At 44.4% G+C, this 10,680-nt stretch carries 14 protein-coding genes and 1 pseudogene; 7 read left to right on the forward strand and 8 right to left on the reverse strand.

Going from position 1 to position 10,680, the window contains the following annotated elements; translation table 11 throughout:
• Nucleotides 1-298, reverse strand: a pseudogene (locus tag H6S82_RS06870) (hypothetical protein); the annotation flags it as partial.
• 109 nt (nt 299-407) lie between these two features.
• Here H6S82_RS06870 and H6S82_RS06875 point away from each other — a divergent pair.
• Genes H6S82_RS06875 through H6S82_RS06885 form a run of 3 tightly spaced genes read left to right on the forward strand, consistent with a single transcriptional unit; the run spans nt 408 to nt 1,501 of the window.
• Nucleotides 408-758 carry a hypothetical protein gene (locus H6S82_RS06875; RefSeq protein WP_190474977.1) on the forward strand — a complete coding sequence of 117 codons (351 nt, stop codon included), beginning with the start codon at nt 408-410 and terminating at the stop codon, nt 756-758.
• Entirely contained in the window at nt 755-1,165 is a 411-nt protein-coding gene (locus H6S82_RS06880; RefSeq protein WP_190474975.1) for an HNH endonuclease signature motif containing protein, read from the forward strand. Before H6S82_RS06875 ends, H6S82_RS06880 begins: the two co-directional genes overlap by 4 nt.
• Nucleotides 1,166-1,183: 18 nt before the next feature.
• Nucleotides 1,184-1,501: a hypothetical protein gene (locus H6S82_RS06885; RefSeq protein WP_190474973.1), complete on the forward strand. Its 318-nt coding sequence runs from the start codon at nt 1,184-1,186 to the stop codon at nt 1,499-1,501.
• Here the strand turns inward: H6S82_RS06885 and H6S82_RS06890 are convergent.
• Nucleotides 1,494-2,003 (reverse strand): helix-turn-helix transcriptional regulator, encoded by a 510-nt coding sequence (locus H6S82_RS06890; RefSeq protein WP_242056843.1) that lies wholly within the window; start codon nt 2,001-2,003, stop codon nt 1,494-1,496. The two genes, H6S82_RS06885 and H6S82_RS06890, sit on opposite strands and share 8 nt — an antisense overlap.
• Before the next feature lie 58 nt (nt 2,004-2,061).
• The gene (locus H6S82_RS06895; RefSeq protein WP_242056844.1) at nt 2,062-3,255 is read right to left on the reverse strand and encodes a DNA cytosine methyltransferase; all 1,194 of its coding nucleotides are present in this window, start codon (nt 3,253-3,255) and stop codon (nt 2,062-2,064) included.
• 342 nt (nt 3,256-3,597) lie between these two features.
• On the opposite strand from H6S82_RS06895, the gene H6S82_RS06900 reads away from it, so the two are divergent.
• Nucleotides 3,598-3,813 carry a hypothetical protein gene (locus H6S82_RS06900; protein ID WP_190474969.1) on the forward strand — a complete coding sequence of 72 codons (216 nt, stop codon included), beginning with the start codon at nt 3,598-3,600 and terminating at the stop codon, nt 3,811-3,813.
• Nucleotides 3,814-4,553: 740 nt separating this feature from the next.
• Nucleotides 4,554-5,045: a DUF1643 domain-containing protein gene (locus H6S82_RS06905; protein ID WP_242056845.1), complete on the forward strand. Its 492-nt coding sequence runs from the start codon at nt 4,554-4,556 to the stop codon at nt 5,043-5,045.
• Between the two features lie 632 nt (nt 5,046-5,677).
• Here H6S82_RS06905 and H6S82_RS06910 read toward each other — a convergent pair.
• From H6S82_RS06910 to H6S82_RS33895, 3 genes are read right to left on the reverse strand one after another with little or no spacing between them, the layout of a single operon-like run.
• Entirely contained in the window at nt 5,678-6,490 is an 813-nt protein-coding gene (locus H6S82_RS06910; RefSeq protein WP_190474967.1) for a hypothetical protein, read from the reverse strand.
• 25 nt (nt 6,491-6,515) lie between these two features.
• Complete coding sequence (locus H6S82_RS06915; protein ID WP_190474965.1) at nt 6,516-6,866, reverse strand: hypothetical protein; 351 nt, start codon at nt 6,864-6,866, stop codon at nt 6,516-6,518.
• Nucleotides 6,867-6,869: 3 nt separating this feature from the next.
• Nucleotides 6,870-8,735 (reverse strand): DEAD/DEAH box helicase family protein, encoded by a 1,866-nt coding sequence (locus tag H6S82_RS33895; protein WP_190474963.1) that lies wholly within the window; start codon nt 8,733-8,735, stop codon nt 6,870-6,872.
• A gap of 138 nt (nt 8,736-8,873) precedes the next feature.
• Between H6S82_RS33895 and H6S82_RS06925 the strand changes: the two genes are divergently transcribed.
• Nucleotides 8,874-9,116 (forward strand): hypothetical protein, encoded by a 243-nt coding sequence (locus tag H6S82_RS06925; protein WP_190474962.1) that lies wholly within the window; start codon nt 8,874-8,876, stop codon nt 9,114-9,116.
• Nucleotides 9,117-9,573: 457 nt separating this feature from the next.
• Here the strand turns inward: H6S82_RS06925 and H6S82_RS06930 are convergent, their stop codons facing one another.
• Nucleotides 9,574-10,065, reverse strand: coding sequence for a GUN4 domain-containing protein (locus H6S82_RS06930; protein WP_190474961.1), 492 nt, complete (start codon nt 10,063-10,065; stop codon nt 9,574-9,576).
• Nucleotides 10,066-10,220: 155 nt separating this feature from the next.
• Here H6S82_RS06930 and H6S82_RS06935 point away from each other — a divergent pair, with 155 nt between their 5' ends.
• Nucleotides 10,221-10,385, forward strand: a complete 165-nt coding sequence (locus H6S82_RS06935; protein WP_190474959.1) for a hypothetical protein — start codon at nt 10,221-10,223, stop codon at nt 10,383-10,385.
• 13 nt (nt 10,386-10,398) lie between these two features.
• Here H6S82_RS06935 and H6S82_RS06940 read toward each other — a convergent pair.
• Nucleotides 10,399-10,680 (reverse strand): hypothetical protein (locus tag H6S82_RS06940; protein ID WP_191056107.1); only part of this gene is annotated, 282 nt, incomplete at its 5' end.

The following is a 10,680-nucleotide window of genomic DNA, read 5'->3' on the forward strand; positions in this document are numbered from 1 at the left end:
TGGCAGTTCGCTGGGAGTTATACAAAACTGGGGCAATAGATTGTAAATAATTAATATCAACCCCGTTGGCATCCCAACAAACATCAAAGTCACCGGGTTTTAACTTGTTGGTGATAAAACTTCCATCAATGTAGATAGTTTCACAGCCTGCTTCTTTTAATTGTTCCATTGCCATTTTTAGTCCCTTTATCAGGCGTGACCGACGCGATGTGGTACTAAATCTATCTACGAATTCCTCCCATGTCGCCCAATGTATCCCTGGTGGCAGATAGCCATTTTCATCAAATTCTGGAATCATTACCTCACACCGTAACACAGTTTGATTATCCGCCTCTGACTCGCCACATTTCAATTGGCTTCCCGGTTACAATGATGCTCAGAATGTCTGTAAGAGCGAGTGTCGCGCCGTGCCAAAAATCACCCTTGAAATCCCGGAAGAACTCTCCGACCAACTGGCACAAGTGGGAGATCGCCTCCCTGAGTTACTTGCCCTCAGCCTTCAACAACCTGCACTGCCAGCCCACATCTACCGCTACATTCTCAACTTTCTGGCCAGTAACCCCACAGAGGAACAAATTGCCGCCTTTGGCCCCACACCGGAGATGCAGGAACGCCTGCGTACCCTGCTGGCACGGGAACGCGCTGGCGAACTTACCGCCGCAGAACGTCTGGAACTGGATGAGTACGAGCGGATCGAACATCTGGTCATCATGCTCAAAGCTGGCAACCTGCCAAATCTTACCAGGGCGTCAGCATGACCTACATTCCAGCTGCACTGCGCCGCACAGTTGAAGAACGAGCCAATTATAGATGCGAGTATTGCCTACTTCCGGCGGGCGTAGCTTTCTTTCCCCACGAAGTTGACCACGCGATCGCAGAAAAACACGGCGGTGCCACCGATGCCGATAATCTGGCCCTCGCTTGCTGGCGGTGCAATCGCCACAAAGGTACTGACCTCGGTTCGTTCGACCCACAGACAGGGGCTTTCAGTTTTCTTTTCAACCCGCGTACACAGCAATGGAACGAACATTTTCGGCTTGAGGAAGTAACGATTGTGGGCTTGACCCCAGAGGGACGCACGACTGTGAATTTGCTTCAGTTAAACAGCGATGAACGTCTAGCCGAACGGCGGCGATTGCTAGCAGAGAATCGGCCAAATGGGTAAGTTTAAATAACTTTGAAAATGAAAAAAGAACAGTCGATCGTTCAAAAATTTGAAGCCCTTGCTTCCGAGTGGGAATTAGAAGTTGCAGGCTGCTCATTCGTTGTTGAAAAATACAACCATCCTGCCTATCAACAGATTATAGAAATGGGGCCTGCGGTAATTCCATTGCTGCTAAGAGAACTCGAAATTAGGCCAAATCATTGGTTCGAGGCACTAAGAGCCATCACTGGTGCAAATACCATCCAACCAGAACAACGCGGCAGAATAAAGCAAATGGCACAAGCTTGGCTCAACTGGGGCAGAGAGCGCGGATATCAATGGAAAGCTTTTAACTAACTTTCTGCCAGGATTTAGACAGTAACTCTTCCTTAGTAATTGGCGTTCTTCTGAGAGTATCCAAAGGAATCAAAAACTCACCAGATTGGATTTTAATATCCAGCGCATCAACCACTGCCATTACATTAAGAAAACTGGCATCTTCATAGTCTTTATCTTCATATCGCTGAATTTCTTCTTCAGTCAGCCCAGCTAATTCTGCAAGCTCTTTTTGGCTGAGTTTAGCTGCCATACGAGATTTAATTAGAAGCTGCGGTAAGTTGTTAAACTCATCGAGCGTTAGCACTATTGGAGTTTGAGAATCGTGGTTGGTGAGGGTTTCATATTCCTTAATTTGTTCCTTTAGATCCTCAACTTGGCTCTGGTATGAATCCCTCTGGAGTTTCCACCGCTTAAAATCTGCTCTCAAGCTTTCGTTATTATCCAATTCAGCTATCGAGCGCTCAAATCTTTCCAACCAATATAGGGTGTTACGATATTCTCGTTCATTTCTTATCATCATGGCTTTCACCTCACGCTAGTCTATGCAACAATCCCTCAAGTACAGCCCAATTTCTCTTTTATTCGTTGACAGTGTTCGGCAATTTTGATAGATGCGTTCTGATACTATTCGCGATCGCTTCAGCCAAAGCAACCGGAACGGCATTTCCCAACTGCCGCATCGTTTGCGTCCAACAGTGAGGAAAAAAGTATTCATCCGGGAAAGTTTGCAACCGGGCAGCTTCCCGCACCGTGAAATAACGCACCTCCCCGGTGTGGAAAGCCAGCATATTTTCCCCGCCCGGAACACCATGCACTCCCGCTTTCAGAGTTTTGGCGGGTTCATCTAGGGGACTACCAGTGTGACCGGGGTACTTTCTAGCCCCCGGTATGAAAACGTGGTTCAGTACCGAGCTAGAGCCTTCCTCACTGCCCGAAACTGGTAAATCCCAAATGGCATCACGCACCGTGCGCCAGGGTTTTGTCAGGGGTGGGAACAAGCAGGACTGGAGATTGGAGATACTTGAGTATTGCTTGCTCGGCACTAGGGGTCGCTCGGAGTGGGGTACTCGATGCCGTTCCCAGTAATCACCCGTCACCCATTGCTGCCAAAGCATTGCCTCCTGGGAATGAGTTGGGGCGCTTAAAGACCACTCTACACCCAAGTCGGAGCGGAATCCTACAATGAAAACGCGATCGCGCTTTTGGGGAATGCCATAGTCTGCTGCATTAAGCGTGCGAAATACTACGCGGTAGGACAGTCCATCGTGGCGACCGACAGTATGGTGTCGTTCTAATCTCGATAAATGGTCTACCCAATCCTCACCTGGCTTTGGCACGATTTCCGGGTAAGTCAGTTGCAGGATAATGTACTCGAAATACTTGCTGAAAGAAGAACGCAATAGACCTTTCACGTTCTCGACCAAGATAGCTTTTGGCTTCAGTTCTCGGACAGCCCGGAAGAACTGGGGAAACATATCTCGCTTGTCATCCCACCCCTGGTGTTTGCCTCCCACAGAGAAAGGCTGACACGGTGGCCCTCCGGCTAGGAGGTCGATTTCACCTTTAATTTTGAGTGTCGTAAAATCGAATTGAGACACATCGGCTTGAAAAACAGGCCAGTCAGCTACGGCCTGGATACCGCGCTGCTGATTGGAGAGAATTGTAAAGCAGGCATCTTTGTCGCGTTCGATCGCTGCTTGATGACGAAAGCCTGCATTTGATATACCGATCGCCAACCCCCCGGCTCCCGTGAAAAGTTCGACGGAGTTCATTATCAGGATTTGATTAGCCATTAAATTCATTTAACCATATTCAAGCTTTTCTGAATCAGTCGGCAGGATATTCAGATAGAGAAGCTAAATAATCCGACAGAATTAATTACATACGGATTCTTTACTGGGCAATACTTTTAGCCCAGATGCAAGCGTAATTAATTGCGTTCCACTACTGCTCTTGTGATACCGCTCACACTACCAATTTTATTTGGGTCACAAAGTTAACTCGCTTTTTCTCACAAAAAATCCCCCAAACAATCACTTTTTCTCAACTAATTCAATCACTAATAATATGGAAAACTTGCTCGATATTAAAGATATAGAGTTCGAGTGACCGCGATGCTGCAAGTAAACCTTCTCCCCACCGCTCTTTCTGAATTATTCGTACAAGCCACTACCTCTGGAACTTTAACCTTGGCCGACCGCTACGGATTGATGGCAGCACTTTTAGATGAATCGCTTGGCGATGAAGAACGCAGTGTTATCGACCGACTGCTACGTGCTGCTTGTAAGGGACGAGTCAAGATTGTGGAGCAGTTATCCGTGGTGATGTAAGCACACTTTTTAAGTGGCGATTGTCTCGAACTCTAACAAAATTTCCTCAAGCTCCTCCCCAGCCTCGACGCTGGGGTTTTTGTTGGTGAATATCTTGTTATTTGACAAAAAAATCGCCTTAAGGATAACAGCTTAAGATGGGGCTATTGCCCCATTTAATATAAAAACGCCACTGCAATAGCTTTATTGTTCACGTCAAGAATACGCATTCTTATTAGCCTCGCCCGCAGTTCTATCCGAAAAATAAATAAGTCGAACTGATTCAAATTGACTATAGAAGCAGAAGAGAGAGCAAGAAAAAGGGACAATCTACCGATTAGGCTCAGTGTTACGGTAGCTGTCATCAAGTGTTAAGTCGAGTTAGCTGCTTGTGACATTTATAAAATCAAAATCCAATTAGGGGCTGATATCATTAGCGAACTGCAAGCGATGGGGTTTGAGTCTGAGCTAGCCCTGGTAGACAGTCTGTAGCGGGAAAGTGAAACTTTTATCAGTCTATTGAATCGCTTTGACCACAAGAAGATGAAAAATTTTTCAGTGTAAGCGCGTGAACTTGTACTGACGATACCTCTTTATGTGAAGATTAATTGAACTGTAAAAGAGACTGTGTAGGTATGGTTGCGGAGGACGCTGAAGCTGCTGCTGAAGTACGGCTATCCATATGCCCAACTGGAGCTAACAACGCACTCTGCTGTTACAACACTCTCTTGTTACTATGCAAGGACACTAGCAGCATGAGAATGGGCGCAATAATAGATGCGACTGGTACTTACCGCTATTCACTTTGGCGGGAATGGGATGCCAACGCGCCAAGAGTCTGTTTCGTCATGCTCAATCCCAGCACAGCTGACGCTACAACAGACGACCCAACAATTCGCAGATGTATTCGCTTTGCTCAATTTTGGGGGTACGGTTCTCTTGAGGTAGTCAATCTCTTTGCATACAGAACAACCACCCCAATAGACCTCCGTCATGCTCCTAATCCTATTGGAAAAGAAAATGACCGCTATTGTTACCAAGCAAGTCTTTTTGCCACTAAAGTTATTGTAGCTTGGGGCAACTGGGGCGGCTTACTCAATCGAAATCAAACTGTCCTGAACCTGCTTTTTCATCAACAAGAAATTGACTGCCTGGGCATTACAAAGCCAGGACATCCACGCCATCCTTTGTATATCAGGAGTAACACTGTCCCTATTCGTTATAGTTGGCCCAGCACCGTCGCCTGCGACTGAATCGAAACCGAGAGAACTGAAAATGGCTTAGTTGAGTAGAGGGGGTAGGGGATCTGAGGGCGATCGCACAAGCCCTAATGGAAAATTTTCCATCGATTTATGTCACTGACTTGTCACACTATTTACTACAACAGTGCCAACTGACTGCTTATAGCGACGCTAAGCCAAAAAAAGCACCTAAAAAGAGTAGGTAATTTTGTGCATTTTTTACCTACCTTTTCCTAGTATTTCCTATTTATTCCTGTTGTTCCCTATTTATTCCTACTTTCGAGCTTCTTTCGTAGACATTATTGCAAATAATTCTTGTTTTTGGAGGAATTTTATGCACATCCGTACCTACTCATTTTAGTCGCTATTCAGGAGCAAGCCATGTCAATTGTACGCACAAATAAAACCATGTTATGAATTATACAAAAAACAATCTTTAGTCTCGGAGAGTAGGAGTAAATACGATAAGCGCTCTTGCTGCCACCAGAAGCTTGCGTAAGCTATAATCCTCGTGCCAATGTACCCTACCCATAAGAGCGATCGCGGCGACTCTAACGATGTTGAATAATCATGTAACAACTGTCAATGAAATATTGTACATGAAATTTTTTAGCTGATTGTCTAGTCAAAACTATTAATTCAATTCAAGAAATTCCATATCTTTGAAGCAAGGGAGAAACGAGACTTTGCACGAACTGTTTCATGTAAATACTAAGCTCATAAGGAAATACCTGAAATTCTTCTATACTTGCTGCAAAAGAAACGTCGTGTTTATCAACTAACTCCTGTGCGGCTATCTGACATTGATTGAGATATGCCCTCGCTAGCGTGCGTCCGGGACACCACACTTCATACTTAGCTAAAATGGTTTTTCCTGAGTCATCTTTACAATAGCGATCGTGAATATCCACAAAAGCTAAAGTGTTAGGCTGCGACACTTTTTTATTGGCTAAAACTGCATCAATAAGACGCGGGCTATAAATTCGTATTAAGTCACGGAATCCTTCACCGCCTGCCACGCGAAAAATAGCATCCAAAATTGCAGAATCTTCCGGTTTGGCTTGCAGGTATTCATTTAGCATTTCTTCCGTACTTTTCAATATAGCTAGAATGAAGTAAGGTGCAGTCCTATGAACGTAATAGTAAATAACTCGCTCTGCCAACGAACACTTAGCCTTTTGGCCGACAATAAAGGCTGTTAACGAGCTGAGAGTTTCATTGATATACGGCTCTTGTTCTTCGGTAAATGAAGACTCTACAGTACATTTTTTAGCATCACCTAAAAACGCATAAGCTTTTTCACCAAATTTACGAACGTACATAGAAGTAACACCTGTTCGTTCGTACCCTCCTCGTTCAATAGCAGCACCATTAAATTTGTGCCTAATATTTTCAAACAAAGTGTAGGTGTATTTAAGTCGTGCATAAATAGCTTCTTGAGAATTTAGATGTGTCATTTTGTTAATTATTCGCGCTATGGCACTACGGAACTGCTTCGGGATAACTTTCCACTTGAACTAAAACATCACAGCCGATGTCAACCCCATTGATTATAATCGGGCTTCTGGGTCGATTGGCATAAATCAATTTTCCGGGGCCTACGACAATAAACCATTCTAAATTCCCATCGTTATTCAAGTCGAGTCTAATTTTCTTTCTCTTATCATCGCGCAGCGCCCAGAGGCTTTCTTTTTCCTTAAACCGTTTCTGGTATTCAGGTTCGAGCAAAGCTACTTCTGCCTCGATTAATTCCTGGGGAAAGTGTGACCGAAGGGAAAAATACAATTCGGTTTCAGGAGATGTTAAAGCTTCGCGCATTTGTTCTGTATCCATCTTTTACCTTCGTGCTTCTTTGGCGACATCGAAAGCATGGTTAATTAATTTCATTATTTCCGCCGCCGCTTCATCACCACACCTATCGGGATGATATCTTTTAGCTAAATCCCGATATGCAGATTTGATTTCATCCCAAGATGCCAGCTCTGCCACGCCCAAAATTTCATACCAATAACGGAACTTATTATCCAGCGGGGGTGCAGTATAAGTCCTTCCGCCCTGAGTCTGGTATTTCTTTTTGGGGATTCCAAACTCTAACTTGAGCATATAATCAAACCAGCTTTGCGGTGCCTCCGGTCGAATCAGTTGCAAATAATTTCGATAAATCTGTTGATTGCTTCTTGGATTTTTCATGCCGAAGATTGCACCTACAAACCATTCGTCGGGAGCGAAATAGCCAAACTTATCGTGAAAAAGTTTGGTTACTCGTGCGGGATTACGCCCTCTGGTATAGGCTGTTTTCATCTGCTGGCGAATATATTTCAATTGTTTCTCTTCTTCTTCGGTAAGCAACTCGCCGAACTGCGGCATATCGTCTTCTTCGGGTTCATCCCACTTATCCCCGATAAATTCATGTCCGCATTCTGGGCAGATGCGGGAGAATATTGGAATCATCGCATGGCAAGAGAGGCATTCTTTGAGTTGGGAGAATTCGATCGGCTTTTCGCTTGGACATAACCCAATTGGCAATTTCTTTCGGGGGTCTACGCAGCGCTTAAAGCATTCGCCAAAGTCGAGCAAGAAAGCATCGTTTTTACCGGGGTTGAGGCGCAAAGCACGTCCGCACATCTGGATTAAAAGCGATTTCGATCTCGTAGGACGTGCAATGATGGCAGCTTCAACCGATGGCTCGTCAAAGCCTTCGCACAGACAGCCAACGCTGCTAATTAACTGAATTTCACCTTTGGCGAACTGGTGAAAAATTAATTCTCTTTCAAATTCGGGAGTATCGCCGACGACTACTGCGGATTTAATTCCAAGTTCGTTAAATTGGTATGCTAAATTTTCGGCTTGTTTCACTCCGGCGCAGAATGCGATCGTCTTTTTTTGGGGACAAATTTCTAGAAATTTGGCAACGACTTCGGCGTTATATTCCTCGTTGCAAACTTTCTGCAACGAGGCTTCGGTATAGTCGCCGCTACTGCTGTTGGTTTCCAGTTGACTGAAATCAATTAATCCGCCATATCCGAATAATCTGGGTCTAGCTAAGTACCCCAACCTTACCAGTTCAAAAGGGTCTGGTGCGCGAACGATGCAGTCAAAAAAATGGCAGAATCCTTCTTTGAGTTTGGTGCGCCAGGGGGTTGCTGTTAACCCAATAAAATAGCAGGGAGATAGCGCAAATATTCCGCCACTATATTTGAGCATGATGTTCCAGCAGATTTTATAGTAGATGCTGGAATGGCACTCATCAAAAATTACCAGTCCGATATCTTCTGGTAATTGGCGATTTTGGATAGTCTGAATCATGCAAATCTGAACTGGTTTATCGTAGTCGGTTGCATGGTCAGCCCAGATAATTCCTGATTCGATTCCAAAGCTTTTCAACAAGGTCTGCTGTGTCTGCCGAATGAGTTTCTGACGATGGCAACAAAATAAAACCCGGCGACCTTTCCCGACTGCATCGGCGATGATTTGGGCGCTGATAACTGTTTTTCCCGCTCCGGTTGGGGCATAAACTAAGCAGGATTTTTTACCTAGTCTGAAAAATTGGTAAACTTCGCTTCTTACTTGTTTCTGGTAGTCCCTCAGTTCAACTGGCTGCTGCGGGTCGTTTGGTTGTGACGGCGCAACCAGCGGCAGTTCTAAAAGGTTTAATTGCGACGGATCTGTCGAATAGTAAGCAAGCTTGTTGGAGGATGTCATGATTAGAGATGAATAAGTTACGATCGCCCCTTTGCAAATATGGGGCTTTTGTTTTCTCTCGGTATCTATATCGTACACAAAGAGTAGCTATATTGTCCACCTCCAGATAGGCTGGAAGTAATGAGGTTAACGATTGTAATGGCATCACAAGAAGAATCCAAACAGCAGCGCTATAAGAAAACTCCCAAAGGGAAAGAAACTCAAGCTCTGGCGGTAGCTAAATACCAGAAAAGCTCGAAAGGTCAAGAGGCTTTGGCTAAGGCTAGAGCCAAACACGAATCATCTGAGGCGAGAAAAGCTTACAAACGGGAGTGGATGAGGCGGCGACGGGAACAGCAGAAAGCATCGTCGGCGATATGCGATCGAACCGAGGATAGTTGATGATGTATTATTTTGCGTAGGAGGCACCCTTTGGTTTAACTTTCGTGCAAGCCGGTGCGAGCGCGATCGCGCACAGCTTGTATAATGACATCTGTTATATTAATCAACTAAAGAGAGCCGATCGTAAATGCTATCCAATCTCTACCTTTTGAGGAACAGAAAGATCGGCCTCTTGAGGTAGCAAACTCATCTTTATGGATTGGCATAATGAAAGCAGCATAAATCAATATTGAGCTTATATAACTAACTTATTTACCAAAACCATAAAACTTATCTGCTTTGAGCAGGTAGGTTTTGTTATTACTCGAAGAAGTGGGAATGTAGCTACTGTTGAAACGGATATAGCAACCGAATCGGCAATTAAGCCATTCTTAATTGCTCAAACCATGCTCAAATCATTGATTGTCTTGACTTCTTCCGACTGCCTGCTGCTATACCAAATTAAATATTATTTACCCTAGAGATTGCACGCGGCAGATTTTTGGGCGATATAACAACCAGACCATACTCCAAATGCCCCAAGCCATCCACCCAATCTACCTAACCAGGGGAGATGTCCAGCAGGGGCATTGAGGCTGAAAGTAAGATCGGAGTAGTTGAGCCAGTTTCTCATCTCCCTCCAGCCTACGCGATCGCCTAGCTGAGCTTCCGTATAATAGTTTACTTGGCCACCAAGTTCGAGCCAGATTTGTTTCTGGACGCTGAAACCGAAGTGACCGTTACTGTATTTTACCCAAAGGCGATCGATAGTGCATAGGTCTGTACATGGGAATTTCTGTATGGAATCGCGATTGAGGTTTCTTTGTTTTTCTCGATTAACTGTTTTTAGCATCAGGAGCCTTGTTTCCTCATCAGCCTCTCTCCACTTTAGTGCAGCCAGTAAATCTCGCAAGTGGGTGTAGTCCATTCCTACATCGCTAGGGAGAAAAAAGGGGTGTTGATTTGACATCGTGCTACCACAAAATTAATATATTTTGACACAAATAAATGAAATTTCAGCTAATAGGCAATCGCTTATGCTATTTATTTTAGCTAGCTGCTCCAAGTAATTTTTACAATAGATATCCCCAACATATAAACTCAACTGCGAGCGAATAAGATAAAATGGAGTTTTACCTTACTGAAATGAGTCAAGTGAGAGAATATATAGAAAAGCACCCATCCGAAACCCAAAGGTTAGTGGGTGTTGATTATGAGCAGTTAATCGAGTCGATCGGTCTTGCAGAAAGAATTGGCATCACCCAAAAAATCAAACTCGAAATACATTGAATATGGGAACAGTTTAATCAAACAAACCATCTACAGTTTGCCGAAACGCAATTAAAGCATGATTGGATTGTAGGGGTTTCAGGTCTTCAAATAGTTGAGTGGATATTTCCGGGGTAACGATCGTTTTGATTTCAATATTGGTGTTATAGCCAGCCATATCTCCCATACGTCTCCCATGACTGCCTGCACCCTGCGCTGGAATGATTGTGTAACCAGATACCCTTAATTTTGTTAGTAAGTTGATGAGTCGATCTTGCAATACCGCTTCACCAATCATGGTAACGAGGACACCGGA

Origin of the sequence: Planktothrix sp. FACHB-1355, assembly GCF_014748295.1 — a bacterium.
Classification (GTDB): Bacteria; Cyanobacteriota; Cyanobacteriia; order Cyanobacteriales; family Aerosakkonemataceae; genus Aerosakkonema; species Aerosakkonema funiforme_A.

What these genes read in the sequence shown, in the direction of transcription:
- H6S82_RS06895 (WP_242056844.1), bottom strand. Translation starts at nt 3,255, where the DNA reads ATGAACTCCGTCGAACTTTTCACGGGAGCCGGGGGGTTGGCGATCGGT.
- H6S82_RS06930 (WP_190474961.1), bottom strand. Translation starts at nt 10,065, where the DNA reads ATGTCAAATCAACACCCCTTTTTTCTCCCTAGCGATGTAGGAATGGAC.
- H6S82_RS06900 (WP_190474969.1), top strand. Translation starts at nt 3,598, where the DNA reads ATGCTGCAAGTAAACCTTCTCCCCACCGCTCTTTCTGAATTATTCGTA.
- H6S82_RS33895 (WP_190474963.1), bottom strand. Translation starts at nt 8,735, where the DNA reads ATGACATCCTCCAACAAGCTTGCTTACTATTCGACAGATCCGTCGCAA.
- H6S82_RS06905 (WP_242056845.1), top strand. Translation starts at nt 4,554, where the DNA reads ATGGGCGCAATAATAGATGCGACTGGTACTTACCGCTATTCACTTTGG.
- H6S82_RS06925 (WP_190474962.1), top strand. Translation starts at nt 8,874, where the DNA reads ATGGCATCACAAGAAGAATCCAAACAGCAGCGCTATAAGAAAACTCCC.
- H6S82_RS06935 (WP_190474959.1), top strand. Translation starts at nt 10,221, where the DNA reads ATGGAGTTTTACCTTACTGAAATGAGTCAAGTGAGAGAATATATAGAA.
- H6S82_RS06880 (WP_190474975.1), top strand. Translation starts at nt 755, where the DNA reads ATGACCTACATTCCAGCTGCACTGCGCCGCACAGTTGAAGAACGAGCC.
- H6S82_RS06890 (WP_242056843.1), bottom strand. Translation starts at nt 2,003, where the DNA reads ATGATGATAAGAAATGAACGAGAATATCGTAACACCCTATATTGGTTG.
- H6S82_RS06885 (WP_190474973.1), top strand. Translation starts at nt 1,184, where the DNA reads ATGAAAAAAGAACAGTCGATCGTTCAAAAATTTGAAGCCCTTGCTTCC.
- H6S82_RS06915 (WP_190474965.1), bottom strand. Translation starts at nt 6,866, where the DNA reads ATGGATACAGAACAAATGCGCGAAGCTTTAACATCTCCTGAAACCGAA.
- H6S82_RS06910 (WP_190474967.1), bottom strand. Translation starts at nt 6,490, where the DNA reads ATGACACATCTAAATTCTCAAGAAGCTATTTATGCACGACTTAAATAC.